The organism is Ferribacterium limneticum, assembly GCF_020510625.1.
In the GTDB taxonomy this organism is placed as follows: domain Bacteria; phylum Pseudomonadota; class Gammaproteobacteria; order Burkholderiales; family Rhodocyclaceae; genus Azonexus; species Azonexus limneticus_A.
In genome coordinates this window covers 4,108,519-4,135,172 of sequence record NZ_CP075191.1, presented here as the reverse complement: position 1 = coordinate 4,135,172, position 26,654 = coordinate 4,108,519, and the positions used below count along the sequence as shown (strand labels likewise).

Here is a 26,654-nt window from a genome sequence, read left to right as displayed (position 1 = left end):
GAAATATTTATGGATGACTGGAGTCTAGGCAGGCTGGTTTATTCTGTGAAAGAATCAATATTCACAAAAATATAACCAAAAGAAATTAATCGGCCGGCCAGTTATTCGAGCGCGCCAATAATATCCCTTGCCTGGCGCTTCCTGCCGAGCCCGGTTGACGGTACAAAGGCGGTAAAAATCAAAAGCAGCGGTACCGGCTGCGAAAAACCGAAAAAAGAGCAGCGATCCAGCTTTGCCATCACTTCGGAGGGGACATGAACGACATCCACAACCGCGCCATCGGCCAGCGCATCGACTGGCTGTTCGACCTTGCCCGGCGCCACGGCGAAACCTTTCGCAGCCCCGAAGCCTGGCTCGCCCGCCAGCGTTACCTCGCCGAACACCCCACCGCCATCGCCGTGCTCAAATGCATGGACGGCCGCATCAATATCCCGGTCGCCACCCACACCCCGGCCGGCATCCTGATGCCTTTCCGTAACCTCGGCGGCATGTTCGACCTCGGCTGGCCGCACCTCGGCGAGGTGGTCGCCCACCACGTCCAGCGCATGGTCGGGGCCGGCCGGCGCGTGCTCTTCCTGATCACCTACCACTGGTCGCGCGGCAACCCGAAGCGCGGCTGCGCCGGCTTCGGTTACGACACTGCGGCTGCCCTCGCCCACACCCAGCAGATCCGCCGTCAGATGGAACACATCTTCGGCAGCGGTCATGGCACCGTCTATCCGCTCGTCTGCGGCTTCGAAACCGACGAGGAAGCGCTGGCCATCCACGGCAGCGACGGCACGGTACTCGATCTGGCCGGCCTCGGCGCCGACGACCTCGCCACCCTCGAACCCCGGCTCGCCGCCCTGCTCCCCGACATGCCGGCGCAGATGCAGGCCGACCTGCTCCCCCTGCTGCGCGGCAATCTCGACCACATCGCCGACATCCGCACCCAGATTGCCCAGCGCGAACGCCAGCTCGACATCGAGCACCGCGAATGGGTCATCTGCATCGGCCGCGGCTTCGACTTTCTGCACACCCCCAACCTCGCCCTGATCATCGGCCCCTACAGCCCCGACCTCGCCGATCCCGTGCGCAAGGCCGCCGGCATCATCGAAAGCAACATGAAAGCCGGACGCATCCCCGACGACGGCTTCCTGCTGCTGGCCTCCGTGCCCTATGACGAAATCGGCGTCGACCGGGCGCGGGCGGAGCTGAAGGCCCGCTTCATGTCCGGCTTTGCGGCCAACGTGATTACGCAGGAATTCCCCGAACTGGCCACCCGGATGACGACACGTACCGCAGTGCTCGACTGGAATGCGCGGCAGATGGAGATGCTCACTGGCTGAATCGGTGGGCTGACAGGCAGATTTGTTGCCGACTGAGCTTGGGGTTCTTCTATATGACTGTTTGCTGAATGATAGTGAGGTCTGTTGCCGGGAGGCTGATCACGACCTCATCAGGGCCGCTATTGATGGCAACGATACCGCTCAAATTAGACTTCTTCACCAACCATGCCATAACCGCCTGCTTCATGTTGTTGTGCGCACCATTACACAACGCGGCCGTGAACGGATTCAGCGAGTAGCTTGCGAAATCCGCGAGCAGCAAATCTTTGTTTGTCTCGAACTCTGTCAGATATGCGTTTACACCTTTGCTAATGGCCTCCTGAAGTGCCCAAGAGTTGTAGTGTGTTCTCTGTTGTGAGTTTCTTGTTGTCCAGAGACCCTTGGCGTTGGCGGGCGAATTGTTCGGGCCAATGAGTCCGCCGTGCCAAAGCCTTGTTCCTACAGGAAGAAGCAAGGTTCTGTTTTGGTTGAGTAACCATGCTGCGTCGAGATATGTTGCGGCTGCTGGCGTCAGGACAAATGCCGGTTGAGGCGTCGGCGCTGGTGGAGGTATTGGCGATTGGGGTGGCTTAACAATAGGAATGGGTTTTCGCACTGGGTTCGCGCGGGGCTTTTGCTTTAATCCGACAGCGATCCAGAGTTTGTCGAGAATGCTCATGGTGTTATTTAGCGAAAGAAAATAGTCGCGATTTAAACACTCTTCGCTTGTTCATAAAAAGAGCCCACCGAAGCAGGCCTGATTTTGCACTGAATGCATTCGAGAGACTGATTGCAGAATGCTCCAAGTTTGGCACCAGCCGATGTTGCCTTTGCAGAAAATGCACCAGGGAAATCAGTCGACAGCCACCACCACCTTGCGGCCGGCGCGGGTGGCCAGGGTCACCAGCATGTCGAGGCTGAATTTCTCCCACTTGCCGCGCACCAGATCGGAAACGCGGGACTGCCCGATGCCGAGATGGCTGGCCGCCTCGGTTTGAGTCCAGCCGCGTTCGGCGATGGTTTCGCGCAGGCGTGCCATCAACTCGGCGCGCATGGCCAGCAGCGCTGATTCCTCGGCCGAAAAACCCAGGTCGGCAAACACGTTGCCGGAAGACTCAGTGATCGTTTCCATTGCTCAAACTCCAATCTGCCGATACCGGCGCGCCGCCAGTTCGATGTCCTCGACGCGGGTCTTTTGCGTCTTTTTCCGGAAGGCATGCAAAACGTAAATGCCATCCTCGAACTTGGCGACATAAATCACCCGCCACTCACCCTGTACATGCAGGCGAATCTCATAAGCCCCCGCCCCGACATTCAGCATCGGCTTGAAATCCGAAGGCATCAGGCCGCATTGCACGGCATGTAACTCAAACCCTGCTGCCCGCCGTGCCTCGGCGGGAAAATCCTTCATGTCGTCGAGGCTGGAACCAACAAAGCGTAGCGGTTTCATGGTTTGATTATCTAACTACTTAAATAAAATATCAAAGTATTTCGATAACGGCATCAGCCGGCAGCTCGTTCCAGATTCAGCGCCAGCAGGCGGCGGAGGATTTCTTCGTCGGGCATGTCGGGGGTGTAGTCCGTCCAGCCGTAGGCGGCGGCGACGGCTTTGTCGAGTTCCTTGTGGGCGAGGTCGAGCCAGGCGGCTTTTCCTGCCAACTTCGCGTTGTAGAGGTTGGTCAGGGTGCGCTTCTTGAGGTCGGCTTCATGGCCGGGTTTGGCGACCGGGCGTTTGGGGAAGCCGGCTTTTTCCTCTTCCGGGGTGATGACCCAATCGACCCACTCGGCCGGGTTGAGCCAGGCTTCGCGCAGTTCGTTCAGGCGGCGGGCGGCGGCTGCTATGTGGGCGGCGACGGCGGCCCTCTCCCGCGCTGTCGCGCACCCCTCTCCCGCTTGCGGGAGAGGGGCTGGGGGTGAGGGAGCGGTGTCGCGCGGCGTCAGGCCGGGTGGGAAGGGGAAGGTTTCGAAGGTGGTGCTTGACGTGTAGCGAGGTCGGTCTTCAAGCGAGGTGCCAAGACGCAGCGACCAGAGTTCGTGGAAGCGAGAATGCAGGATGCCGAAGGTGGTGTCGTCGGCGCGGGCAATGGCGATGAGATTTTTGTCCGGAACGATCCTTGGGGCAAGCCAGACAAAAACGCGATGCTTGGCAACTTCTGGGGTAGCAATTGAACGGGGTAGAGAGCTGATTGCATGTTTCATATCGGCGGCGGAGCGCTTGAATAGCCAATATTTTTCGCGTGTGTTTTTCTCGGCGTTTCCGTCACGCTCGGGCTTTACGTGCTGGAGAACATGGGAAAACGGCGCTTCAAAAAGTATTGCCTCATTTTCGGCGTGTTCAGCAAAGTCAACGATCCATTTATCAGCAGGCCGCTGCGTAACATCCATGCCGTTCCGCCACGGGCGAACGACGGCGGCGTTTGGCAGGCCGTTAGGGTTTGGTGCGCGCAGCCAATCTCTGGCTTGATCGCCGGGAATATCGAAGGCGCCGCCTTTGGTAATTCCTTGAAATGCTGTCTTAGCGTTTTCAGCCAACGGCTTGGCTTGCGTGAGGTTCAGACCTTCGCCTGCAGTCAAATCGGCATGAATCGCCGCTACTTCCGCGCCATCCAGCCGACTTCCACGGTCAACCGGAAAAATCGGCCCAAATCCAAGGAGTGAAACGCGCACGGCGGCGCCGTCGTTGATCCATTCCTCATCGCTCCACGCTTCAAAAATACGGGTGGTTTCGACGATCCGCTCCAGCACCTTGCGGTTGGCGCCGCCACGGATGGAGTTGGTGGAAACCAGGCCGGCGGCCTGCAATTTTCCGGCTTCGATCTGGGCGCGGGCTTTTTCGAACCAGTAGGTGACGAGATCGGCGCCGCCGGGGACGCGGCCATCGTAGGTTTTGCGCAGGGTTTCGACGTAGTCGGCGCCGAGTTCGCTGCGCATGACTTTGTCGCCGAGGAAGGGCGGGTTGCCGACGATGACGTCGGCGGTGGGCCAGATGGCTTCGACAAGCGCCCTCTCCCCAACCCCGGTAGTCTCGCTGACGCTCCGTCGCTCGGAGGGCGCCGAGCAGTGCTCGACGAAACCCCCTCCTCGCCCCCCGCTGGCGGGGGAGGGGCTTAACAAGGCGTCGCGGTGTTCGATGCCGTCGAGTGGTTTGAGGATGGGGTTGATGGCGTGTGGGTAGCCGTTGCGGCGGCACCATTGGATGTCGCCGATCCAGACGGTGACGCGGGCGAGCTCTGCTGCAAACTCATTTATTTCTAAGCCGAGGATGTTGTGCGGGCCGGTCTGCATGGTGAGTTCGGGTTGCAGGCCGAATTCCTGGGCGTCGATGTGGGCGCGTTTTTCGATGTCGCGCAGGGCTTTGAGGGCGAGGTAGAGGAAGTTGCCGGAGCCGCAGGCGGGGTCGAGGACGCGGAAGTGGTTGAGGCGCAGCAGGAAGCTTTGATAGGCCGCCCGGGAAGCCTTGCCCCGCCTGCCTTTCGGGCCGTCGCCGAGGCCCGTGGATAGGGCGTTTCGGACGGTTGCCCATTCGGCGGCGAGCGGCTCGCTGACCAGCGGTTCGATCAGCTTGGCGATGGTGCCGGTGTCGGTGTAGTGGGCGCCGAGCGGGGCGCGGGCAGCGGGGTCGAGGCCGCGTTCGAAGAGGGTGCCGAAGATGGTGGGGTCGATGGCGCGCCAGTCCATGTCGCTAGCGGCGCGGTGCAGGGCTTGCAGGTCGGCGGCGGTGAGCGGCGGGACGTCGATGTTCTTGAACAGGCCGCCGTTGAACCAGGCGATATCGTGGTCGCCGTAGTCGCCGCCTTTTTTCTGCATGGCGGTGAACAGTTTTTCGATCCGGCGGGCGGCTTTGTCGGCATCGCTGCCGGCGTGCTTGAGCAGGTCGGTGAAGATGCCGGCGGGGAGAAGTTGTTCGTCTTCGGCAAACATGCAGAACAGGCACTGGACGAGGAAGTGGGCGACGCGTTGCCCTTCCTCGCCCCGCTTCCGCATGGCGGCGGCGAGCTGGGCGAACTGGCCGGCGGCTTCTGCGGTGATGGCGGCGGTGGATTTTTCGGGGCGCAGCTTTTCTGGGTCGGTGAAGACCCATTTGAGGAGCTGGCGGGCTTCCGACTCGATCAGTTGCTCGATGTGGATGCTGCGCGGTTCGTCCGGGTAGCCGGTGAAGGCGGTGTGGATGACGATGCGCTCGCGGTCGCAGACGACGAGCAGCGGCGGGTTTTCAAGCTGCAGGGCGTAGTCGGTGAGTTGCTTGAGGGCGGCGCCCAAGTCGCGGCCGGGCTTCTTGTTTTCCCAGCCGAAGTGGCCGCGCTTCCAGACATCGGCCCAGCCGTTGCCGCCGCTGGATTTGCCGGCGCCGCGCTCGAAACAGTAGTTGTCGGGATCGCGCGGTTTTTCGACGCCGAGCAGGTCGCAGAGGTCACTGAAATGCTGCTGCGCCCCGGCCCGTTCGGTGGTGGCGTTGTTTTTCCAGTGGGCGATGAAGGCTTCGGGGGTCATGGCGCTAAGGTTTGGAGGGAAAGGCGCAGTGTAGCGATGCCAACGGGATTGTGAAACGATTGCTGCGGCCATGGCATCAAAAGTTGCCTCCGGGGCGCCAATTCCGTTCAGTTAAGAGGAAAACCCTTCGAATGAGTCGTTCCCGAGCAGGCGGGAATGATGCTTAACTGAACGGCATTCCCCCGGGGGGCGGGAATGCGAGCAAGGGCCGATATTTGAAACGGCTGGGGGCGTGGGTCAGCCCAGGCAGTCGGCGAGCAGATCCCGCAAATCAGGATGCGCGGCGACGCCGGCCAGCAGGATGTCGCGCAGCGGTCGAATCGGTTCGGCAATGCTTTCTGGGGCGGCTTCCCAGGCGGTGAGCATGGCCCACGGGTCGTCGGCAAGCACGACGGCGGCGAGGCTGAGCGCCAGCCGGCGTTGCACGGCAGCCTGCGGCTCGGGGTGCCGGGCGCTGCTGCAGAGCTGGTGCCAGACGAGCCGGGCTGCTTGCGGCAGTCGAACGGGAATGCAGTGGCCGCCGGCGAGCAGGGCACCGGGTGCGGGGGCGGCGAGCAGGTAGTCATGGCCGGGAGCGGTCGTGGCCGACCAGGCCAGCCCAGGCGCTTGCACGGCGATGCCGAAGCGCTTGCCGGCAACCAGGATGTCGACCGGCATGGGGGGCAGGCCGGGCAGCGCGATGGCGGTTTGGGTGGTCGTCGGGGAAGCTGATTCGGCGGCCATCGCAGCATTGGGCTCGGCGACGGCAACGAAAGGCAGGGCCGCGGCCAAGGCTTGGCTGAGAAAGTCATCCGGTGCGACCAGTTCAAGACGCGGGACGATGGCCGGCTCGCCCGCCGGCTGCCGGAGGCGGGCGCCGAATTCGTTCAGCCAGGCGAGGCAGCCAAGCGGGCCGGCGAGCAGCAGGCCGGCTGCGAAGCCGCCGAGATTATGCAGTTCGACGAGGGCGCGGGCGCTGGCCTTGTCGGCCACTTGAAAGCCGAGCTTGCGCAGCATGCCAACTTGGCGGGCCGTCGATTCGGCAATATCCATCTGCGCCCGCATGGCGTTTTCAGCGACGCTATCGCCTTCGCGCCCGACCAGTGTTTCGGCCTGCTTGCCGGGCACCGGGTAATAGACTCGATACCAGTAGGCGTAGCCGGTGCCGCGCCGCAGCTGCAGTGTGCCAGGAGTGCCAGGCAGCAAGGCGCCGGCAGTGAGTGACTGCTCTCTAAGTGCGGCATATTGCTGGCGAAAAGCGGGCTGGTTCGGGCGAAAAAGCACCGGGGCTTTCATGGGTTACCCAATAAAATAAGATTTTGTGGGGTAATTATAGGGCTGGTAAAGATAGTTACCCAATGGAAATTGAATTTATAGGGTAATTTGGCTGGAAATTGGCGGGTTTTGAATGGCCAAAAGGGGAAAGTTGGCCCAATCCGAAACGGCTGGCCGGTTTGGCGTGGGCGATTACTCGTCCTATCCTTGTCCGATCCGCTTCTCGTGGCTTTGGCCGAACGCGTCGGCATCGATGGATTAGCATAGGGCCTTCGCTGGTCTCCCCTGCCTTATCCCATGCCTGTTCATTCTCCCCGCGACGAATTTCTTGGCGGTGTGCGCGCCGAGTTGCCCTTGTTACTCGGTGTGGTGCCGTTCGGACTGATTTTTGGCGTACTTGGGCTGGCGGCAGGTTTGCCGGGGTGGGCGGTGGTGTTGAGTTCGCCGCTGATTTTTGCCGGCTCGTCGCAGGTAGTGTTCGCCCAGTTGTGGGGCGGGGGTACGCCGCCACCGGTGATGGTGACAACGGTGGGCGTGGTCAATCTGCGCCACCTGCTCTACAGCGCGGCGATGGCGGATTATTTGCGCGCCCTGCCCTGGCGCTGGAAATTACTGCTGGCTTATCTGCTGACCGACGAGGCATTTGCCGCAGCAATTGGCCGCCTGCGCGACGGCCCGGCGACGGCGCATCGGCATTTCTTTCTGCTCGGCACCGGCTTCACGCTGTGGGCCGGCTGGCAGTTGTCCACGCTGGCCGGGGTGCTGCTAGGGACGGCAATTCCGGAAAGCTGGTCGCTGGATTTTTCCATTGCGCTGACGTTCATAGCGTTGCTGGTGCTGTCGGTGCATCGGCGCAGCGATGCGTGGGCGGCGCTGGCGGCTGCTGCCGTGGTGCTCCCGGCGCTGGCCTTGCCGCACAAGCTGGGCCTGCTGGTTGCAGCCGGGGTGGGCATCGCGTTCGGTTTGTTCATGTGCCGTTTCGACAGGAAAAAACCATGAGCACGACGGTTTTGCTGCTGACCATGGCTGCCTGCGGGCTGGTCACTTTCCTGATCCGGCTGTCGTTCATCGCCTTCGGCCACCATCTGCCGGACGATCCGCGCATCGAAGCAGTCTTGCGCTACGTGCCGCCCGCCATCCTCGGTGCCCTGATCGCGCCGGAGATTTTCATGATCGGCGGCAGCCTGAATGCCTCGCCGGACAACCCGCGCCTGTGGGCAGCACTGGTGGCCTTGCTGGTCGCCCGTTTGACGTGCAGCGTGCTGGCGACGATCGCGGTAGGGATGGCGGCGTTGTGGGTGGTGCAGGCCTGGCTGGGGTGAAAGCGGCGCCGACGAGGTTTTGATTTTGGGTGATTTTTCGGGTTTTACGGCGCCATTTTGTCCAGTTGCTGATGCAGCCAGTCACAAGCGAGCCGGCTTTGTTCGGCCGAGCGCCGGATGAGCGCCAGGGCGCCGGGGTAGCCGGCCGCAGTGAGCGCGCCAAGAGCTTCTTCAATTTCATGCGCCAGACCAATTTCAATCATGCCGGCGAGCAGTTCGTCGGCTTGTCGAATGTCTTTCTGCCTTTTGGCATCGCCCTCGCCGCTTCGTAGCTGGGCGATGATGAGCTTGTGGATGGCAAAACGGGCGGGGTCGGGCAGGTTGATTGGGAAGGCGTAGGTGCCAATGACCAGGCCGCGACGGTTGAGGCCGCCGAGCAGGTAGTCCATGAAGCGCAGGGGCGTGGCGGCGATGCCGAGATCAGCAAAATAGTACGGCGAATCGGCTTCCGAGCCGGCGTGCGTGGTCAGGAAGTCGAGCTTGATCCGGGTCTTGCGGCTGATGATGGCCGTCGACGGCTGGCGGTGGTCAAGTTGGGGTACGGCGAAGAAAGTCGGGTCGAGTTCTTTGGCGCTGGCGAGAACGTCGATGGCTTCGGCGTTTCCGGGCAGAGCGAGGCTGATGCCCTGGGCGCGGGCGAAATCCATGTCGCTGGTTTTGAGCTGGCTGCCCCAGCGCAGGCCGAGCAGGTTGCCGAGGGCAGTAAAGGCATGCGAGCCGACGAGCACGAGGCCCTTGCGAAAGAGGCCGGCCTGGGCCAAGTGTTCCATGACGCGGAAGTGCGCCGACTCCATGCTCATGCCGCCACTGGCGACAAAGGCGCGGGTCGTTGCGCGCAGGGCGGTAATGGCTTCGCTGGCCTCGGCTTTGCGCGTCTTGAGGCGTTCGACCAGTGCCTGGGTTTCCGGGGTGTCCCGGCCGAGGGAAAGGCGCTTGAGCTTGCCGTCGGGGGCGGTCACCTGCCAGTACCAGTAGGCATAGCCGTTGGCGTGGTTCAGATAAGGGCTGCCGGCAATACCTTGCTCGAAGATGGTGGCGTTGAAAACCGATGCTTCTTCGAGCAGTTGCGCGTAGAGCGTTTGGCTGACCGGGCTTTGAGGAGACATCGCCAACCTTGATTTGTAGTAGACGCGAAAAGTCTACTACAAATCTATTGGATCAGGCGTTTACCCCAAAAACAGCTTGTAAGCCGGGTTCTGGCTCTCGTCCCAGTGCGCGTAGCCGAGATTGGTCAGGAATTCCTCGAATTTCCCCATATCGTCCGGTGGCACCTGCATGCCGACCAGCACGCGGCCATAGTCGGCGCCGTGGTTGCGGTAGTGGAAGAGGCTGATGTTCCAGCCAGCGCTCATCTGGGTCAGGAAGTTCATCAAGGCGCCCGGCTTTTCGGGGAATTCGAAGCGGTAGAGCAGCTCGCGCATGCCCTTTTCGCAAACCGCCGGGGCGTGGCCGCCGACCATGTGACGGATATGGTTCTTGGCCATTTCGTCGTCGGTCAGATCCAGCGTCGGGTAGCCGTGCTTTTGCAGGCTGTCGACCAGCTTGAGAGATTCCTTGCGGTCGGCCACCTGAACGCCAACGAAGACGTGGGCTTCGCTGGCCGTGTGGAAGCGGTAGTTGAATTCGGTCACGTTGCGGTGGCCGATCAGCCCAAGGAATTTCTTGTAGGCACCGGGCTTCTCGGGCAGCGTGACAGCGAAGACCGCTTCACGTTGTTCGCCGAATTCGGCCCGCTCGGCAACGAAGCGCAGGCGGTCGAAATTCATGTTGGCGCCGGAGGTGATGGCGATCAGGTTCTTGTCCTTCAGCTTGTGCTGACGGGCGTATTCCTTGGCGCCAGCGACGGCGAGTGCCCCGGCTGGTTCGAGAATCGAGCGGGTGTCCTCGAACACATCCTTGATCGCGGCGCAGATGGCATCGGTATCGACCAGGATGACCTCGTCCAGGTATTCCTTGCACAGCCGGAAGGTTTCTTCGCCGACCAGCTTGACGGCAGTACCGTCCGAGAACAGACCGACTTGATCGAGGCGAACGCGCTTACCGGCGGCCAGCGATTGCTTCATCGCATCGGCGTCGAAGGTTTCAACGCCGATCACCTTGATTTCCGGACGCAGGCGCTTGATGTAGGCGGCCACGCCAGCGGCCAGTCCGCCGCCGCCGATGGCACAGAAAATGGCGGTGATCGGCCCGTTGTGGCGCGAATGCTGGCGCAGGATTTCCATCGCGACGGTGCCCTGCCCGGCGATCACTTCGGGATCGTCGAAGGGATGGACGAAGGTCAGCTTCTCGGATTTTTCCAGCTCGACGGCGTGGGCGTAGGCGGCATCGAAGGAGTCACCGTGCAGGACGACTTCGCCGCCACGGGCCTTGACGGCATTGATCTTGATGCCAGGCGTCGAGGTCGGCATGACGATGACGGCCCGACAGCCGAGCTTGCTGGCCGATAATGCGACGCCCTGGGCGTGGTTGCCGGCCGAGGCGCAGATGACGCCGCGCTTTAGCTTCTCCGCCGAAAGGCTGGCAATCTTGTTATAGGCGCCGCGCAGCTTGAAGGAGAACACCGGCTGCATGTCCTCGCGCTTCAGAATGATCTTGTTGCCGACCCGGGCGGAAAGGTTGCTGGCCAGGTCGAGCGGCGTTTCGACGGCCACGTCGTAAACCTGTGCATTGAGAACTTTTTCGAGATAATCCGGGTGCATTGCGCGCAACTCATTTTCAGGTAGCAATCAATTCTGCGAGCCACGGTCATTCCCGCGAAAGCGGGAATCCAGATCGTCATGGACTCCCGCTTGCGCGAGAGTGACAAATTTGATTGACAGGTTAATAAGCAAAAGGGAGATTCTACGGGTGGAGTGGCTAAACGTCACGGCGGAAAGCGGGCTTTGGGGCCTGCTGGCCGCCAGTTTTCTCTCGGCCACGGTGCTGCCCGGCGGCTCGGAGGCGCTGTTGTGGGGTTTTCTGCAAATCCATCCGGCTGAAGTCGGCCCGGCGCTGGCCCTCGCCACGCTCGGCAACACCGGGGGCGGCATGGTCTCTTGGTGGTGCGGCCGATTTTTGCCGCGCTGGCAAAAGCTCGAAAACCTGCCGCAGCGCGACAAACTGGAACGCTGGGGCAGCCCCGCCCTGCTGCTGGCCTGGGCGCCGATCATCGGCGACGCGCTGTGTATCGCGGCTGGCTGGCTGCGCCTGCACTGGTTGCCGTGCTGTCTGTTCATGGCGGCAGGCAAGTTTGCCCGCTACTGGCTGGTGGCCCAAAGCGCCTTGCCAAACTGAACCCTCGATGCGTGTGCCGGTCTACCTGTCCCGCGTCTTGCGCCGCAATACGCTAAAATCTACTTTTTGACGGACCCCGGTTGCTTCCATGACTGCCCGCCTGCGCGAAATCCCGTACAACTACACCTCGTTTTCCGATCGCGAGATCGTCATTCGCCTGCTCGGCGCCGACAATTGGGCGGTGCTCGATGAGCTCCGCTCCGAGCGCGTTACCGGCCGTTCGGCGCGCATGCTTTACGAGGTACTGGGCGATATCTGGGTGGTACAGCGCAACCCGTACCTGGAAGACGACCTGCTCGACAATCGTGATCGCCGCGAAGCGCTGATCACCGCCCTGCGCCATCGTCTGAAGGAAGTCGAAAAGCGCCGCGCCGAGAGCGAGACCGAGGATCCGGAGCGTTCGGCCAAGGTCAAGCGCCTGGTCGAAGCCGCTCAGGAAGCGGTCAATCGCTTCGAAACCCGCTTCGGTGAAACCATCGACCTGCGCCGCAAGGTGTTGAAGTATCTCGGCAAGCACACGCGCAAGGACAACATCGCTTTCGACGGCCTGGCCCGCGTTTCGCACGTGACCGACGCGACTGACTGGCGTGTCGAATACCCCTTCGTCGTCCTCTATCCGGACACCGAAGAGGAAATTGGCCATCTGGTGCGCGGCTGTATCGATGCCGGCCTGACCATCATCGCCCGTGGCGGTGGTACTGGCTACACCGGCGGCGCCGTGCCGCTGACCCCTTACGCCGCGGTGATCAATACCGAAAAACTGATCGATATCGGTCCGGTCGAGGAACTGGTGCTGGCTGGCCATGAAACGCCGTATGCCACGATCCGCACCGGTGCCGGCGTCGTCACCGACCGCGTGTCGGAAGCCGCCTCGCTGGCTGGCCGCGTCTTTGCCGTCGACCCGACTTCGGCCTCCGCCTCCTGCATCGGCGGCAACATCGCCATGAACGCCGGCGGCAAGAAGGCTGTGCTGTGGGGCACCGCGCTGGACAACCTGGCCTGGTGGAAGATGGTCGATCCGGATGGCAACTGGCTGGAAGTCGAACGGGTCAATCACAACTACGGCAAGATTCACGAGCAGGAAAACGTCGAATTCCGCGTCAAGCGTTTTGACCCGAGCGGCAAGAAACTGCTCGGCGAAGAAATCCTGACCATGCCGGGCGCTGCCTGTCGCAAGATCGGCCTGGGCAAGGACGTGACCGACAAGTTCCTCGGTGGCATTCCCGGCGTCCAGAAAGAAGGCACTGACGGCATTATCGTCGCCGCCCGCTGGGTGCTGCACAAGATGCCGCCGGTCTCGCGCACCGTCTGTCTCGAATTCTTCGGTCAGGTGCGCGAAGCCGTGCCGGCCATCGTCGAAATCACCGATTACTTCAAGCCGGGCGGCGCCGGGCTGGCTTCCGGCGTGCAACTGGCTGGTCTTGAGCACCTCGACGAGCGCTATGTGAAGGCCGTCGGCTACGCGACCAAGGCCAAGCGCCACGGTCGGCCCAAGATGGTCCTGCTCGGCGATCTGGTCGGCCACGACGAAAAGGCCGTGATGGCGGCTGCCTCGGAAGTCGTTCGCATGTGCAACCTGCGTTCGGCTGAAGGTTTTATCGCCGTCGACGCCGAAACGCGCAAGAAATTCTGGCTCGACCGTTCGCGTACCGCCGCCATCTCGCGCCACACCAACGCCTTCAAGGTCAATGAAGACGTGGTCATCCCGCTGCCGCGCATGGGCGACTACTGCGACGGCATCGAGCGCATCAATATTGAACTGTCCACGCAGAACAAGCTGGCCCTGTGCGATGCGCTGATCCAATTCCTCAAGGGCGAGTTGCCGCTGCACGAAGGCGATGCCAATGTCGACAAAGCTGTACTGCTTGGCGACCGCCAGCAGGCGGCACTTGATTATGTTGAGGCCGTCCGCCGGCGCTGGGAATGGCTGCTCGAAAACCTCGACCTGCCGTTAGCCGAGGCGGAAGCCAGTTTTGCCGAATTCGGCGTGGTGGCGGGCGAGCTGACCAACAAGGCAGCCAACCCGAAACTCTTCCACCGCCTGCAGGATTATTCGGTGCGCACGTCGTGGAAGCAGGAGCTGCACGCCCGCCTGAGCAAGATTTTCGATGGCGGCGTCTATCGCCCCGTCGTCGAGCGCATCGAGGCCATCCACAAGGAAGTGCTGCGCGGCCGCGTCTTCGTGGCACTGCACATGCACGCCGGCGACGGCAACGTGCACACCAACATCCCGGTCAACTCGGACAACTACGACATGCTGCAAACGGCGCACAAGGCCGTCGAGCGCATCATGCACCTGGCCCGTGGTCTGGATGGCGTCATCTCCGGCGAGCACGGCATCGGCATCACCAAGCTGGAATTCCTGACCGAGGAAGAACTCGGCCCCTTCCGCGCCTACAAGCAGAAGGTCGATCCGGAAGGCCGCTTCAACAAGGGCAAGCTGATGCCCGGCGGCGACATGGGCAATGCCTATACGCCGTCGTTCAGCCTGCTCGGCACCGAGTCGCTGATCATGGAGCAATCCGAAATCGGCAAGATTTCGGACATGGTCAAGGACTGCCTGCGCTGCGGCAAGTGCAAGCCGGTCTGCTCGACGCACGTGCCGCGGGCCAACTTGCTCTACTCGCCGCGCAACAAGATTCTGGCGACCTCGCTGCTGGTCGAAGCCTTCCTCTATGAAGAACAGACCCGGCGCGGCATTTCGCTGAAGCATTTTGACGAATTCAACGATGTCGCCGACCACTGCACGGTCTGCCACCGCTGCCTGAAGCCCTGCCCGGTCGATATCGACTTTGGCGATGTCTCGGTGGCGATGCGCAACTTCCTGCGCAAGCAGGACAAGAAGCGCTTCAGCCCCGGCACCGTGGCGGCAATGACTTACCTGAATCTCAAGGATCCGGCGACCATCAAGCTGATGCGTGGCGTGATGATGGATTTCGGCTTCAAGGCCCAGCGTCTCGCCCACAAGGCAGCCAAAGCCATCGGCCTGGTGCAGGATTCCCGCGCCCACCCGTCGGCCACCATCGGTGCCCCATCGGTCAAGACGCAGGTCATCCACTTCCTCAACCGGCCGATGCCGGGCAACCTGCCCAAGCGCACCTCGCGCGCCCTGCTCGACATCGAGGACGACAAGGTCATCCCGGTCATCCGCAACCCGCGCAAGACGACCGAGGAGTCGGATGCCGTCTTCTACTTCCCGGGTTGCGGCTCCGAGCGCCTGTTCTCGCAGGTCGGTCTGGCTACCCAGGCGATGCTCTACGAAGTCGGTGCCACCACCGTGCTGCCGCCGGGCTACCTGTGCTGCGGCTATCCGCAGAATGCTTCCGGCGATGAAGACAAGGGCCAGAAGATCACGACCGACAACCGCGTGCTCTTCCACCGCGTCGCCAACACGCTGAACTATCTCGACATCAAGACGGTGATCGTCTCCTGCGGCACCTGCATGGATCAGCTGCAGAAATACCAGTTCGAGAAGATTTTCCCCGGTTGCCGCCTGCTCGACATCCACGAATACCTGATGGAAAAAGGCGTCAAGCTGGAAGGTGTTGAGGGCACGCGCTACATGTACCACGACCCCTGCCACACCCCAATGAAGGCTTACGCGCCACTGGCGGTGACCAAGTCGCTAATGGGCCAGGACGTGCCGCTGACCGACCGCTGCTGCGGTGATTCCGGCTCCTTTGCCTACTCGCGGCCGGATATCGCCACCCAGGTGAAGTTCCGCAAGCAGCAGGAAATCGAAAAGGGTGCGGAGAAACTTCGCGCCGATGGTTTCAAGGGCGACGTCAAGATTCTGACTTCCTGCCCGGCCTGTTTGCAGGGCTTGTCCCGTTACGACGACGATGCCGGCACCAAGGCGGATTACATCGTGGTCGAACTGGCCAAGCATCTGCTCGGCGACAACTGGATGGCAGAATACGTCGGCAAGGCCAACACCGGCGGCATCGAACGCGTCCTGCTCTGATTTCTGCGGCGATGGGTCGCCGACCGTGAATTTGTTCTTTCGTTTGCGGCGGCGGCCCGTGGTATTTAAACTCCGGAGTAGTCCCTTTAGGCTCACCGGAGCGTGATAGCGTGGAAATCGGCAGTCAGATCTGCGAACTTTGTACCAAACCCGGCGGCGTTGTTCTCTGGCAGTCCGAGCATTGCCGAGTCATTCGGGTTGATGATCCCAATTACCCCGGCTTTTGCCGTGTCATCTGGAACGAACACGTTCGCGAGATGACGGACCTCGACCTGCCGGCGCGGGATGCGCTGATGCATGTCGTTTATGCCGTCGAAACGGTTGTCCGTCAGTTGTTTTCCCCCGACAAGATCAATCTGGCCAGCTTCGGAAATGTCGTTCCGCATGTTCATTGGCATATCATTCCCCGTTGGGGGGATGACCGGCATTTTCCCGAGCCGGTCTGGGGGGCGGTGCGCCGTGAGGGGGCTGTTCAACGACCTGTGGTGAGCAACGAAGAAATGGCCCTGCTCTTGGGCCGTGTCCTGGCAAAAAACTAATAAGGCTGGACTGAACATGAACACTACCGCCGCAGAAATGCCGCTGGCCATTCCCGATTTGCGAACGGGGATGGACTATCTTTCCCAGTTGTCCTTGGCCAACCCGGTGGTGGCCGAGCGTCAGTTGATGCGTTTTCTCGATGGCCTGCTCATGGCGCCACCCGACCCCGGCGTGTTGCTGGCCCTGCTTGAGCAGGCGCGGGCACCGATGTGCTTCGTCGAAGAAGAGATGGCGCGGCGCTACCACAACAAAGCCCTGCCGCTGGCCGATGAAGAAGAATCCTACTTCCAGCAGGTGGTTGCCGCCTGGCGCAAGATGGGTAAGGCCTACGCCCTGTGTGCCCGTCTGGAGGAGCCAGATGCTGAAAACATGCAATATGTGTCGCTGGTCGCGACCATTCTGCATCGCTGCCTTTATTACACAGGCATGGTCATTCTTGAACATTTCCGGGCGCGCCGGGAACTGCCACCCGGTATATGGCTCGACCTGCACGGCTATTACGAGAGCGCCGAGGAGTGGGGTGTGGCTTACACCCCGGTCGAGGATGTGCTGGAGAGCAATCTGCAGGCGACGCATTGCGCAGCCGCCTATACAACGCTTTTGTTGATCGATATTGCCAGTCCGTACAGCAACAGCGTCCGCAATCTGAACCTGATCCGCCGGTGGGCGGGCATGTGGGCGCCACTGGTTTCCATTCACAAACTGAATGATGACTTTGAAGTCCCGCCCTATGTCATCGAGTTGATGAAGGATTTCCCGCTTCACCCTTCGACGGTGGCCGATGAGCCGGGAGCAGATACCAGGCGCCTCGATACCTCGCGGCTTGGCTTGCAGATCAACCACATGCTCAGCCAGTTGCGCCAGCGCATAACGCCGTCTCAACTGGGTCTGGGGGAAGAAACTTCGGCCCATGTGATCGCCTTGCTCGATCACCTTTCACGGCCCTGGACGCAGTCGGCTTCTCCGCGTCGCTTCAGGCGTTTCGCGACAGAAGGGGTGGCCCGCGTGGCTGTCGGTTTCGAGGCAATGCATTTTTGCGTGACCAGCCAGGCCTTCGAGCAACCCGATTCGGCGGCCGCCTATTCGCGTGGTGCCTGCGATGAGCTGTTCACCTTCGGGGAGCGCGCAGACCCCGGACAGAAGTTGGCAATCAAGCCACAGATCAGTTTCCCTGTGGATGAATGGACCGTCATCAACCATTCTGCCAATGGCTTCCGCCTGGCCAGAAGCTGTGCCGGCATGAAGATATCGCATGGCCAATTGATGGTGATTTGCCCGCACGACGGTGAGCATTTCTTGTTGGTACAGGCCACCTGGTTGATGGAAGAGGATGCCGGAGGTCTGATCGTTGGCGTGGCTACGCTGCCCGGCATGCCGGTCGGCATTGGTGTTCGCATGGCGACACAAACCAGCGGCAACAATGAGCGTTACGTGCGGGCCTTCATGCTGCCACCTGTGCCGGCGATCAAGGAAGAAGGGTCGATCGTATTGCCGCCGGGGATGTATCAGGCAAGTCGTATCCTTGATGTCTATTCCGATGACAATAAAACCTTCCAGGTACGCATGAACCATATGCTGCAGCGTGGAACCGATTTCGACCGGATCAGCTATCAGGTACTTTGACCTATCTTGAGCCCGACAAGGGATGAGTGCGCTAAACTAGCGCCCTTACCCCCGGAGGACACCATGGCTGGTATTGACCGCGATACGCCGATACCGAGCGAGATCAAGCTTCATCAGAAATCCCGCCGTCTCGAACTGATTTACGAAAATGGCGTGGCCTATTCGCTCGACTTCGAATACCTGCGCGTTTATACCCCGTCGGCCGAGGCCCGGGGTCATGGCCCGGGGCAGGAAACGCTGCAGACCGGCAAGCGTAACGTCGGCATTGAACGAATCGAACCAGTCGGCACCTACGCGCTTCGACTAGTATTTTCCGATGGCCACGATAGCGGTCTGTATTCTTGGGACATGCTTTACAACCTTGGCAAGCATCACGACGAACTGTGGCAGGAATATCTGAAGCAGATCGAAAGCCAGGGACTGTCGCGCGATATCGATACCTCTTCTCGTCCCGCCGCCAGTGGTGGCTGCGGTCACCATCATTGAAACCATGAATAACGACAAAACACATTTCGGCTACGAAACCGTTGCCGAGCAGGAAAAGGCCCGCCGGGTCGCCGACGTATTTGACTCCGTGGCGAGTCGCTATGACCTGATGAATGACCTGATGTCCGGTGGCATGCACCGCTTGTGGAAGGCATTCACCATCCAGCGTAGCGGTGTCCGTGAAGGCTCCCGGGTGCTTGATGTTGCCGGCGGCACCGGTGATCTCTCCCTCGCCTTCTCCAAGAAGGTCGGCAAGAGCGGCCAGGTCTGGCTGACCGACATCAACAACGCCATGCTGGCCCGTGGCCGTGACCGCCTGCTCGACAAAGGCCACATGCTGCCGGTCGCGCAATGCGATGCGGAAAAACTTCCCTTCCCTGACAACTGGTTTGATTGCGTTACCGTGGCCTTCGGCTTGCGCAACATGACCCACAAGGAGGCAGCGCTGGCCGAGATGCACCGAGTGTTGCGTCCCGGTGGTCGTTTGCTGGTCCTGGAATTCTCCCAAATCTGGAAACCGCTGGCGCCGCTCTACGACTTCTATTCCTTCAAGGTGATTCCTCAAGTCGGAAAACTCGTTACCAATGATTCAGATAGCTATCGCTACCTGTCTGAATCGATTCGGGTCCATCCGGGGCAGGAAGAGTTGAAGGCAATGATGGAAAAGGCCGGTCTGGAAAAGGTCGAGTACTTCAATCTGGCCCTGGGCGTTGTCGCCTTGCACCGTGGATTCAAGTTCTAGTCTCTAAGATTGATGAATCCGGTCAATCAACTCGTGCTCCACAGCCTGAACCATGTGATTCAGGGCGAGAGCTGGGCTCAGGAAAGATTGCGCCAGCACGCGGGGGCAACCGTATTGATCGAAGCTGGCGCAATCACCATTCGCCTTTCGATTGATGATCGAGGCCTGTTGACCAATAGCGACACCTCAATTCCGCCAGACGTTACGGTAAGTGTGCCCGCCGACGCACTTTCACATGCGATGTTTGACCGGGAGAAGCTGTTCTCATCCGTCAAGCTTGCTGGATCTGCCGATGTCGCAGAGACTTTTGCCTTCGTGTTTCGCAATCTGCGTTGGAACGCCGAAGCCGATTTGGCACAATTTCTTGGCGATATTCCGGCCCGTCGCCTGAATTTACTCGGGCATTCACTGCTCAACGGGTTCCAGGACAGCATTCAGAAATTCGCCGAGAACCTCAAGGAATACGCAGTCGAAGACTCGTCATTGCTTGTTCCTCCGCGTGATATCACCAGCTTCGGGAGCGAAGTTAACCGCATCAGAGATGATATCGCTCGCCTTGAAAAGAGAATTTCCAAACTCTAGGCCGGTATTTGAATAGCTGAAAATCAGCTTAATGGCCTGTGCATAGCCCTGCAGTATCGCATTTCCATCTGCCTTCCCTTTTTTCTTCACGAAAAGGTTTCAATATCAGGCAAAACAGAGTCACAACTAAATTCAGGGCAGCTCAAGCACAATAAAAAAGGCAGCCTAAGCTGCCTTTTTTTCCAGATACGTTCCGGATTAGTGCGTATGCTTGCGCAAACGCTGGATTGCTTGCAACTGGGCAACAGCTTGGGCCAGTTCGGCTTCGGCTGCAGCGTAATCCATTTCGGCATTCCGATTGGCCAAAGCTTCTTCGGCACGCTTCTTGGCTTCCAGTGCTTTGGCTTCGTCCAGATCGTGGGCGCGAATCGCGGTATCAGCCAACACAGTAATCATGTCGGGCTGAACCTCCAGCATGCCACCGGACACATACACCAGCTCAAACTCGCTTTGGTCGGGCACCTTCAAACGAATGGTGCCCGGCTTGATACGAGTCAGCAGCGGCGTGTGACGCGGCAGAATGCCGAGTTCCCCGGCTTCGCCGGGAAACACTGCGATTTCCACCAGGCCGGAGAAAATAGATTCTTCAGCACTGACGACATCACAATGAACAGTCATAGCCATTACTAGCTCCTTTGCAGACGCTGATTATTACAGCGTCTTGGCCTTCTCGATGACTTCCTCGATACCGCCGACCATGTAGAACGCTTGTTCCGGCAGGTGATCGTATTCGCCGGCACAAATGCCCTTGAAGCCCTTGATCGTGTCCTTGAGGGAAACGAACTTGCCCGGCGAGCCGGTGAAGACTTCAGCCACGTGGAACGGCTGCGACAGGAAGCGCTGAATCTTACGAGCGCGGGACACGGCGAGCTTGTCTTCAGGAGACAGTTCGTCCATACCCAGAATCGCGATGATGTCACGCAGTTCCTTGTAGCGCTGCAGGTTCATCTGCACGGCACGGGCTACGGCGTAATGCTCTTCGCCCACAACCTGCGGATCGAGCTGGCGGGAGGTGGAGTCGAGCGGATCGACGGCCGGGTAGATACCCAGCGAGGCGATGTCACGCGACAGCACGACCGTGGAGTCGAGGTGCAGGAAGGTGGTAGCCGGGGACGGGTCGGTCAAGTCATCGGCAGGCACATAAACGGCCTGGATGGAGGTGATCGAGCCAACCTTGGTCGAGGTAATACGCTCTTGCAGACGGCCCATTTCTTCAGCCAGTGTCGGCTGGTAGCCCACGGCGGAAGGCATACGGCCGAGCAGTGCGGACACTTCGGTACCGGCCAGCGTGTAGCGGTAGATGTTGTCAACGAAGAACAGGATGTCGCGACCGTCGTCACGGAAACGCTCGGCCATGGTCAGGCCGGTCAGCGCGACGCGCAGACGGTTACCCGGCGGCTCGTTCATCTGACCGAACACCATCGCGACCTTGTCGAGAACGTTGGAGTCCTTCATTTCGTGGTAGAAGTCGTTACCTTCACGGGTACGCTCGCCCACGCCAGCAAACACGGACAAGCCGGAGTGCTGCTTCGCGATGTTGTTGATCAGTTCCATCATGTTGACGGTCTTGCCGACGCCGGCGCCACCAAACAGACCAACCTTGCCGCCCTTGGCGAACGGGCAGATCAGGTCGATAACCTTGATGCCGGTTTCGAGCAGATCAACGGAAGACGACAGTTCGTCGAACTTCGGTGCCATCTGGTGAATCTCACGCAGCTCGTTGGAGTCGATCGGACCAGCTTCGTCGATCGGGCGACCGAGAACGTCCATGATGCGGCCCAGGGTGCCCATACCGACCGGCACGGAGATGCCGGCGCCAGTGTTGTTCACCTTCATGCCGCGACGCAGACCGTCGGACGAACCCATGGCGATGGTACGAACGACGCCATCACCCAGCTGTTGCTGTACTTCGAAGGTCAGGCCGTCTTCTGCCATGCCGTTTGCTTCGGAAGCATCCAGCTTGAGGGCGTCGTAGACCTTCGGCATCGCGTCGCGCGGGAAGTGGATGTCCACAACGGCGCCGATGCACTGAACGATTGAACCTTGACTCATATTCAAATCCCCAAAAATAAAAATCTACGCGTCACACCGCGGCGGCGCCGCTGACGATTTCCGAGAGTTCCTTGGTAATCGCAGCCTGACGGGCCTTGTTGTAAACCAGCTTCAAGTCGCCGATAACGGTCTTGGCGTTGTCCGAGGCAGACTTCATGGCAACCATCCGGGCGGACTGCTCGGAGGCCATGTTTTCTGCCACAGCCTGATAAATCAATGCTTCGACATAGCGGATCAATAGGTCGTCGATGACTGACTTGGCTTCGGGCTCGTAGACGTAATCCCACTTGGTCTTGGCAGACCCGACGGTATCGCCGGACAGCGGAAGCAACTGCTCGAACACCGGCTCCTGCTTCATCGTATTGATGAAGCGAGTGTAGCCAATGTACAGCGCATCGATCTCGCCGTTCATGTAGGCATCAAGTTGAACCTTGACCGGCCCGATCAGCTTTTCCAGATGGGGCGTGTCGCCCAATCCGGTTACGTGCGAGACGACCTTGGCGCCAGCACGTTGCATGAAACCAAAGCCCTTGTTGCCGATGCAGGTAGCCTGCAGCTTTTTGCCCTGAGCATTGAACTCCTTCATCTTGGTCACTGCGACGCGAAGAAGGTTGGAGTTCAGACCGCCACAAAGACCTTTGTCCGAGGTAATCAGGATCAGGCCAACAGAGGCCTGTTCGCGGTTTACCAGGAACGGGTGACGGTATTCGGTCAAAGCATGAGCCAGGTTGCCTGCAACGCGCCGGATCTTCTCGCCATAGGGACGGGCAGCCCGCATCCGGTCCTGCGCCTTGCGCATTTTGGATGCGGCCACCATTTCCATGGCCTTGGTGATCTTGCGCGTGTTTTCGACGCTCTTGATCTTGTTGCGAATTTCCTTGCCGCTAGGCATGGCGTTCTCCTAGATCAGACCCAACTGCTCTTGAAAGCCTGGATGCCGGCAGCAAGTGCCTTTTCGGAATCGGCGCTCAGATCAGCGGTTGACTCCATGGTCTTCATGAGGTCGGCACAGTTGGTCTTCAGGTAACCGATCATGGCCTTTTCGCATTCCAGAGCACGCTTGACTTCGACATCATCGAAGTAGCCCTTGTCAGCTGCGTACAGCGTGACGGCCATTTCGGAGATGCTCATCGGCGAGTACTGCGGCTGCTTCATCAGCTCTGTGACCAGACGGCCACGCTCCAGCTGCTTGCGGGTTGCTTCGTCGAGGTCAGAAGCAAACTGTGCGAAGGCAGCGAGTTCGCGGTACTGGGCGAGGGCCAGACGGACGCCGCCGCCGAGCTTCTTGATCAGCTTTGTCTGGGCAGCGCCACCGACGCGGGACACCGAAATACCGGCGTTGATCGCGGGGCGGATACCGGCGTTGAAGAGGTCGGTTTCCAGGAAGATTTGGCCGTCGGTGATGGAGATCACGTTGGTCGGAACGAAGGCGGAAACGTCACCGGCTTGCGTTTCGATAACCGGCAGAGCGGTCAGCGAGCCAGTCTTGCCCTTGATCGCGCCATTGCTGAGCTTCTCGACCCAGGCAGCGGAAACGCGAGCAGCGCGTTCGAGCAGACGGGAGTGGAGATAGAACACGTCGCCCGGATAAGCTTCGCGGCCCGGCGGACGGCGCAGCAGCAGGGAAACCTGACGGTAGCCCCAAGCTTGCTTGGTCAAGTCATCATAAATGATCAGAGCGTCTTCGCCGGTGTCACGGAAGTATTCGCCCATCGTGCAGCCAGCGTAAGGAGCCAGATACTGCAGTGCGGCAGATTCCGAAGCCGGAGCTGCAACGACGATGGTGTATGCCATTGCGCCATGCTCTTCGAGCTTGCGAACAACGTTGGCAATGGTGGAAGCCTTCTGGCCGATAGCAACATAAACGCAGAACAGGCCCTTGCCCTTCTGGTTGATGATGGCATCGACAGCGACGGCGGTCTTGCCGGTCTGGCGGTCGCCAATGATCAGCTCGCGCTGGCCACGACCGACCGGAACCATGGAGTCCACACACTTCAGACCGGTTTGCACCGGCTGGGAAACGGACTGACGCCAAATAACGCCCGGTGCGACCTTTTCGATCTTGTCGGTCAGCTTGGCATTGATCGGGCCCTTGCCGTCGATCGGCTGACCGAGGGAGTTGACCACGCGGCCAAGCAGTTCCGGGCCGACGGGAACTTCCAGAATGCGACCGGTGGTCTTGACCACGTCGCCTTCGGAAATGTGTTCGTATTCACCAAGAACCACGGCGCCAACGGAGTCACGCTCGAGGTTGAGCGCCATGCCGAAGGTGTTGCCGGGGAATTCCAGCATTTCGCCCTGCATAACGTCTTGCAGGCCGTGTACACGACAGATACCGTCAGTAACGGAAACTACCGTGCCCTGCGTGCGCACTTCCGATGCGCCTTGCAGGTTCTGGATCTTGCTCTTGATCAGTTCAGAAATTTCGGAAGGATTCAACTGCATGAAATTCTCCTAGTTGTTCAGCGCCGTAGCCATGGCGTCGAGCTTGCCGCGGACTGAAGCATCCAGCATCTGGTCGCCAACGATTACCTTGATACCGCCAATCAGGGTCGGGTCAACCGACACTGCGGCCTCGAGCTTGGTCTTGAAGACCGCTTCGAGTTGCGGAACCAGGGCTTTCACCTGATTGTCATCGATCGGGAAGGCAGAAACGATTTCGGCCTGCTTGGTGCCTTCCTCGGCGCGCTTGTAACTTTCGTACAAGCCGGCGATTTCCGGCAACAGTCCGAGACGGTCGTTGTTGGACAGCAGCTGGATGAAGTTCGCCAGCTCCGCATCTACCGCCGTACCGCAGGCAGACCGGAAGAGGTCGACCAGTTGCGGGGCCGCCACATTAGGATCACCGATGGCAGAAGCGACATCGGGATTGGCAGCCACCTGTCCAAGCAGGGAAACCTGCTCGGACCACTTGGCCAGATTGCCGCTTTCCTTGGCCGTGCGGAACAGGGCTTCGGCGTAAGGGCGGGCGATAGTGACGGATTCAGCCATTTGCTTACAGGTCCTGTTTCAGAGCGACGAGCATGTCAGCATGCGCAGACGCATTGATTTCCTTGCGCAGGATCTTTTCAGCACCGGCAACGGCCAGTTCGGCGACGCGCTCACGCAGTTGCTGCTTTGCACGTTCGACTTCCTGTTCGATTTCTGCCTTGGCGCCGGCGACGATCTTGTCGGCTTCAACTTTGGCAGTGCCTTTGGCGTCTTCGACGATCTGCTGCGCACGCTTTTCGGCTTGAGCTACGAAGTCCGCAGATTTCTCTTTGGCTTCACGCAGCGCATCAGCAGAACGCTTGGCAGCAAGTTCTTGCTCGTGCTTGCCGCGTTCAGCTGCAGCCAGGCCTTCAGCGATCTGTGCCTGACGGTCCGCCATTGCTTTTTGCAGCGGCGGCCAGACGTACTTCATCGTGATCCAGATGAAGAGAGCAAACCAGATTGCCTGGCCAATCAGTGTAGCGTTGATATTCACGCTAACCTCCTGGTGATAAGGGTTTCAGGGGCGCGGGTTATTACTTCAGCAGAGCCAGGAACGGGTTTGCGAAGAGCAGGAACAGAGCGATACCAACACCGATCATGGTCACGGCGTCGAGCAGACCGGCGACGATGAACATCTTAACTTGCAGGGTGGGGATCATTTCCGGCTGACGTGCAGCGCCTTCCAGGAAGCGGCCGCCGAGAATACCGAAGCCAATAGCGGTACCGAGAGCGCCGGCGCCGATCAGGATGGCTACAGCAATAGCGGTGTTGGAGAGAACGGTTGCGAGTTCCATGTTTACTCCTCAGTAAGGTAGGTTAATGCGGGGTTAAAAGTAAAAACTACAAGAAAACAGGTAAGACTTAGTGCGATTCTGCAGCCATCGACATGTACACAATGGTCAGCATCATGAATACGAAAGCTTGCAGGGTAATAATCAGGATGTGGAACAGTTCCCAGGGCAGGGCCAGCGGGAGTTGATACACGCCGAGCAGGGCGATCAGGATGAACACCATCTCACCGGCGTACATGTTGCCGAAGAGTCGCAGGGAGAGAGAGATCGGTCGGGCGATTTCCTCGACGATACGGAATAGCAGGTTGATCGGCGCCATCTTGATGCCAAACGGGACTGCGAACACTTCATGCATGAAGTGGCCGAAACCCTTGACCTTCAGGCCCATGAAAATCGAGATGGCGAAGACTGTGAGCGACATCGCGAAGGTCAGGTTGGGGTCGGTGGTCGGAACGAACTTGAACGGCAGGTGATGGTTGCCAGTAGCAGCTTGCAAGGCGGTCGGCAGGAAATCGACCGGGATCAAGTCCATGGCGTTCATGACGAAAACCCAGACAAAGATCGTGATTGCCAGTGGAGTAACCAAGGCGCTACGGCCATGGAAAGTGTCACGAACCTGTTGATCGACGAGGCCGACGACCATTTCAACAAAGTTTTGGCCACTCGACGGGATGCCTGAGGTGGCTTTGCTTGCCAGCATGGCCATCAGGCCGAAAACTACCAGTCCCAAGATGCCGGAAACAAGCAGGGTGTCGAGGTGGAAAGTCCAGAAACCGGAACAGACGCCATCTACCTTGGCGCTGTCTGCACAGACAGCGAGATTGGTAAGGTGGTGTTCGATATAACCTGTGGTGGTCAGTGTGCCGCCGTCTGCGCTCATGTTTTCTCCAGTCTGTCTAGCGTTGCTTCAGCAATGCCATCCAGTAGATGACGAAGGTTGATGCGTAACCAAGGAAGAGTGGTAAAACTGCCACTTCCTTGAACTTCAAGAACACAAGGGCGAAGCCAATGAGCGTGAGTAGAAACTTGAACCCCTCGCCCGCTGTCTGCGCCCGGTAAGCTTTTACCGGGTCAAGTCCGGCATTCATTCGCATGGCCCTCAGCACGTAGCCGAGATTTGCAATGACGCCGATTGATCCCCCGATCAGGACCGAGATGGCTGCATTTACACTGAAGATTGCCCAGGCAAGAACTCCCAGAACAATTGTCAATGCCGCTTGGCGACTGAGAATCCAGCTTACCTGCGGATGCAAG

General features: G+C 59.8%; 26 protein-coding genes. 10 read left to right on the top strand and 16 right to left on the bottom strand.

The annotated features are described in order from the left end of the window. Positions 1–254: 254 nt before the first annotated feature. Complete coding sequence (locus tag KI617_RS19880) at positions 255–1,328, top strand: carboxysome shell carbonic anhydrase (RefSeq protein WP_226449312.1); 1,074 nt, start codon at positions 255–257, stop codon at positions 1,326–1,328. 49 nt (positions 1,329–1,377) lie between these two features. On the opposite strand, the gene KI617_RS19875 is transcribed toward KI617_RS19880, so the two are convergent. The 5 genes from KI617_RS19875 to KI617_RS19855 form a co-directional block, all read right to left on the bottom strand. Then, positions 1,378–1,986: a hypothetical protein gene (locus KI617_RS19875; RefSeq protein ID WP_226449310.1), complete on the bottom strand. Its 609-nt coding sequence runs from the start codon at positions 1,984–1,986 to the stop codon at positions 1,378–1,380. Between the two features lie 174 nt (positions 1,987–2,160). Further along, entirely contained in the window at positions 2,161–2,439 is a 279-nt protein-coding gene (locus KI617_RS19870) for a helix-turn-helix domain-containing protein (protein WP_226449308.1), read from the bottom strand. 3 nt (positions 2,440–2,442) lie between these two features. After that, positions 2,443–2,757, bottom strand: a complete 315-nt coding sequence (locus tag KI617_RS19865; RefSeq protein ID WP_226449306.1) for a type II toxin-antitoxin system RelE/ParE family toxin — start codon at positions 2,755–2,757, stop codon at positions 2,443–2,445. Between the two features lie 53 nt (positions 2,758–2,810). Continuing rightward, positions 2,811–5,798: a class I SAM-dependent DNA methyltransferase gene (locus KI617_RS19860; protein WP_226449304.1), complete on the bottom strand. Its 2,988-nt coding sequence runs from the start codon at positions 5,796–5,798 to the stop codon at positions 2,811–2,813. Between the two features lie 237 nt (positions 5,799–6,035). After that, a complete protein-coding gene (locus KI617_RS19855) occupies positions 6,036–7,073 on the bottom strand; it encodes a hypothetical protein (RefSeq protein WP_226449303.1) in 1,038 nt (345 codons plus the stop codon). Between the two features lie 276 nt (positions 7,074–7,349). On the opposite strand from KI617_RS19855, the gene KI617_RS19850 reads away from it, so the two are divergent. After that, the gene (locus KI617_RS19850; protein WP_226449301.1) at positions 7,350–8,051 is read left to right on the top strand and encodes an AzlC family ABC transporter permease; all 702 of its coding nucleotides are present in this window, start codon (positions 7,350–7,352) and stop codon (positions 8,049–8,051) included. Beyond that, complete coding sequence (locus tag KI617_RS19845) at positions 8,048–8,374, top strand: AzlD domain-containing protein (protein WP_226449299.1); 327 nt, start codon at positions 8,048–8,050, stop codon at positions 8,372–8,374. Before KI617_RS19850 ends, KI617_RS19845 begins: the two co-directional genes overlap by 4 nt. A gap of 44 nt (positions 8,375–8,418) precedes the next feature. On the opposite strand, the gene KI617_RS19840 is transcribed toward KI617_RS19845, so the two are convergent. Both KI617_RS19840 and ilvA read right to left on the bottom strand, forming a co-directional pair. After that, positions 8,419–9,480 (bottom strand): GSU2403 family nucleotidyltransferase fold protein, encoded by a 1,062-nt coding sequence (locus tag KI617_RS19840; protein WP_226449297.1) that lies wholly within the window; start codon positions 9,478–9,480, stop codon positions 8,419–8,421. 60 nt (positions 9,481–9,540) lie between these two features. Beyond that, the gene (ilvA, locus tag KI617_RS19835) at positions 9,541–11,073 is read right to left on the bottom strand and encodes a threonine ammonia-lyase, biosynthetic (protein WP_226449295.1); all 1,533 of its coding nucleotides are present in this window, start codon (positions 11,071–11,073) and stop codon (positions 9,541–9,543) included. Positions 11,074–11,221: 148 nt separating this feature from the next. Here ilvA and KI617_RS19830 point away from each other — a divergent pair, with 148 nt between their 5' ends. The 7 genes from KI617_RS19830 to KI617_RS19800 all read left to right on the top strand — a co-directional run bounded on the left by KI617_RS19830 (position 11,222) and on the right by KI617_RS19800 (position 19,584). Beyond that, entirely contained in the window at positions 11,222–11,647 is a 426-nt protein-coding gene (locus tag KI617_RS19830) for a YqaA family protein (RefSeq protein ID WP_226449293.1), read from the top strand. 88 nt (positions 11,648–11,735) lie between these two features. Next, positions 11,736–15,611, top strand: coding sequence for a DUF3683 domain-containing protein (locus tag KI617_RS19825; protein ID WP_226449292.1), 3,876 nt, complete (start codon positions 11,736–11,738; stop codon positions 15,609–15,611). A gap of 110 nt (positions 15,612–15,721) precedes the next feature. Continuing rightward, the gene (locus KI617_RS19820) at positions 15,722–16,150 is read left to right on the top strand and encodes an HIT family protein (RefSeq protein WP_226449290.1); all 429 of its coding nucleotides are present in this window, start codon (positions 15,722–15,724) and stop codon (positions 16,148–16,150) included. A gap of 16 nt (positions 16,151–16,166) precedes the next feature. Continuing rightward, a complete protein-coding gene (locus KI617_RS19815) occupies positions 16,167–17,774 on the top strand; it encodes a hypothetical protein (protein ID WP_226449288.1) in 1,608 nt (535 codons plus the stop codon). Between the two features lie 63 nt (positions 17,775–17,837). Beyond that, on the top strand, positions 17,838–18,260 hold the full coding sequence (locus KI617_RS19810) for a gamma-butyrobetaine hydroxylase-like domain-containing protein (RefSeq protein ID WP_226449286.1): 423 nt from the start codon (positions 17,838–17,840) through the stop codon (positions 18,258–18,260). A 4-nt stretch (positions 18,261–18,264) separates the two neighbouring features. Beyond that, on the top strand, positions 18,265–19,002 hold the full coding sequence (gene ubiE / locus KI617_RS19805; RefSeq protein WP_319004131.1) for a bifunctional demethylmenaquinone methyltransferase/2-methoxy-6-polyprenyl-1,4-benzoquinol methylase UbiE: 738 nt from the start codon (positions 18,265–18,267) through the stop codon (positions 19,000–19,002). 12 nt (positions 19,003–19,014) lie between these two features. Beyond that, a complete protein-coding gene (locus KI617_RS19800; protein ID WP_226449284.1) occupies positions 19,015–19,584 on the top strand; it encodes a ubiquinone biosynthesis accessory factor UbiJ in 570 nt (189 codons plus the stop codon). Between the two features lie 198 nt (positions 19,585–19,782). Here KI617_RS19800 and KI617_RS19795 read toward each other — a convergent pair whose 3' ends face one another. From KI617_RS19795 to KI617_RS19755, 9 genes are all read right to left on the bottom strand, one after another. Then, positions 19,783–20,208 carry a F0F1 ATP synthase subunit epsilon gene (locus tag KI617_RS19795; protein WP_011289835.1) on the bottom strand — a complete coding sequence of 142 codons (426 nt, stop codon included), beginning with the start codon at positions 20,206–20,208 and terminating at the stop codon, positions 19,783–19,785. 27 nt (positions 20,209–20,235) lie between these two features. Next, on the bottom strand, positions 20,236–21,636 hold the full coding sequence (gene atpD, locus KI617_RS19790; protein WP_226449282.1) for a F0F1 ATP synthase subunit beta: 1,401 nt from the start codon (positions 21,634–21,636) through the stop codon (positions 20,236–20,238). A gap of 31 nt (positions 21,637–21,667) precedes the next feature. Further along, positions 21,668–22,528, bottom strand: a complete 861-nt coding sequence (atpG, locus tag KI617_RS19785; RefSeq protein ID WP_226449280.1) for a F0F1 ATP synthase subunit gamma — start codon at positions 22,526–22,528, stop codon at positions 21,668–21,670. A 14-nt stretch (positions 22,529–22,542) separates the two neighbouring features. Further along, entirely contained in the window at positions 22,543–24,081 is a 1,539-nt protein-coding gene (gene atpA / locus KI617_RS19780; protein ID WP_226449278.1) for a F0F1 ATP synthase subunit alpha, read from the bottom strand. 9 nt (positions 24,082–24,090) lie between these two features. Continuing rightward, complete coding sequence (locus KI617_RS19775) at positions 24,091–24,627, bottom strand: F0F1 ATP synthase subunit delta (protein ID WP_226449276.1); 537 nt, start codon at positions 24,625–24,627, stop codon at positions 24,091–24,093. Positions 24,628–24,631: 4 nt separating this feature from the next. After that, positions 24,632–25,102, bottom strand: a complete 471-nt coding sequence (locus KI617_RS19770) for a F0F1 ATP synthase subunit B (RefSeq protein WP_226449274.1) — start codon at positions 25,100–25,102, stop codon at positions 24,632–24,634. A gap of 40 nt (positions 25,103–25,142) precedes the next feature. Then, the gene (gene atpE / locus KI617_RS19765; protein WP_117610057.1) at positions 25,143–25,403 is read right to left on the bottom strand and encodes a F0F1 ATP synthase subunit C; all 261 of its coding nucleotides are present in this window, start codon (positions 25,401–25,403) and stop codon (positions 25,143–25,145) included. Positions 25,404–25,470: 67 nt separating this feature from the next. Then, positions 25,471–26,280, bottom strand: a complete 810-nt coding sequence (atpB, locus tag KI617_RS19760; RefSeq protein ID WP_226449273.1) for a F0F1 ATP synthase subunit A — start codon at positions 26,278–26,280, stop codon at positions 25,471–25,473. A gap of 16 nt (positions 26,281–26,296) precedes the next feature. Beyond that, the gene (locus KI617_RS19755; protein WP_226449271.1) at positions 26,297–26,653 is read right to left on the bottom strand and encodes an ATP synthase subunit I; all 357 of its coding nucleotides are present in this window, start codon (positions 26,651–26,653) and stop codon (positions 26,297–26,299) included. Between the last annotated feature and the right edge of the window lies 1 nt (position 26,654).

Bases quoted from the DNA above. Each gene is read 5' to 3' on its own strand.
- KI617_RS19880 (WP_226449312.1), top strand. From the start codon at position 255: ATGAACGACATCCACAACCGCGCCATCGGCCAGCGCATCGACTGGCTG.
- KI617_RS19875 (WP_226449310.1), bottom strand. From the start codon at position 1,986: ATGAGCATTCTCGACAAACTCTGGATCGCTGTCGGATTAAAGCAAAAG.
- KI617_RS19870 (WP_226449308.1), bottom strand. From the start codon at position 2,439: ATGGAAACGATCACTGAGTCTTCCGGCAACGTGTTTGCCGACCTGGGT.
- KI617_RS19865 (WP_226449306.1), bottom strand. From the start codon at position 2,757: ATGAAACCGCTACGCTTTGTTGGTTCCAGCCTCGACGACATGAAGGAT.
- KI617_RS19860 (WP_226449304.1), bottom strand. From the start codon at position 5,798: ATGACCCCCGAAGCCTTCATCGCCCACTGGAAAAACAACGCCACCACC.
- KI617_RS19855 (WP_226449303.1), bottom strand. From the start codon at position 7,073: ATGAAAGCCCCGGTGCTTTTTCGCCCGAACCAGCCCGCTTTTCGCCAG.
- KI617_RS19850 (WP_226449301.1), top strand. From the start codon at position 7,350: ATGCCTGTTCATTCTCCCCGCGACGAATTTCTTGGCGGTGTGCGCGCC.
- KI617_RS19845 (WP_226449299.1), top strand. From the start codon at position 8,048: ATGAGCACGACGGTTTTGCTGCTGACCATGGCTGCCTGCGGGCTGGTC.
- KI617_RS19840 (WP_226449297.1), bottom strand. From the start codon at position 9,480: ATGTCTCCTCAAAGCCCGGTCAGCCAAACGCTCTACGCGCAACTGCTC.
- ilvA (WP_226449295.1), bottom strand. From the start codon at position 11,073: ATGCACCCGGATTATCTCGAAAAAGTTCTCAATGCACAGGTTTACGAC.
- KI617_RS19825 (WP_226449292.1), top strand. From the start codon at position 11,736: ATGACTGCCCGCCTGCGCGAAATCCCGTACAACTACACCTCGTTTTCC.
- KI617_RS19815 (WP_226449288.1), top strand. From the start codon at position 16,167: ATGAACACTACCGCCGCAGAAATGCCGCTGGCCATTCCCGATTTGCGA.
- KI617_RS19810 (WP_226449286.1), top strand. From the start codon at position 17,838: ATGGCTGGTATTGACCGCGATACGCCGATACCGAGCGAGATCAAGCTT.
- ubiE (WP_319004131.1), top strand. From the start codon at position 18,265: ATGAATAACGACAAAACACATTTCGGCTACGAAACCGTTGCCGAGCAG.
- KI617_RS19800 (WP_226449284.1), top strand. From the start codon at position 19,015: ATGAATCCGGTCAATCAACTCGTGCTCCACAGCCTGAACCATGTGATT.
- KI617_RS19795 (WP_011289835.1), bottom strand. From the start codon at position 20,208: ATGGCTATGACTGTTCATTGTGATGTCGTCAGTGCTGAAGAATCTATT.
- atpD (WP_226449282.1), bottom strand. From the start codon at position 21,636: ATGAGTCAAGGTTCAATCGTTCAGTGCATCGGCGCCGTTGTGGACATC.
- atpG (WP_226449280.1), bottom strand. From the start codon at position 22,528: ATGCCTAGCGGCAAGGAAATTCGCAACAAGATCAAGAGCGTCGAAAAC.
- atpA (WP_226449278.1), bottom strand. From the start codon at position 24,081: ATGCAGTTGAATCCTTCCGAAATTTCTGAACTGATCAAGAGCAAGATC.
- KI617_RS19775 (WP_226449276.1), bottom strand. From the start codon at position 24,627: ATGGCTGAATCCGTCACTATCGCCCGCCCTTACGCCGAAGCCCTGTTC.
- atpE (WP_117610057.1), bottom strand. From the start codon at position 25,403: ATGGAACTCGCAACCGTTCTCTCCAACACCGCTATTGCTGTAGCCATC.
- atpB (WP_226449273.1), bottom strand. From the start codon at position 26,280: ATGAGCGCAGACGGCGGCACACTGACCACCACAGGTTATATCGAACAC.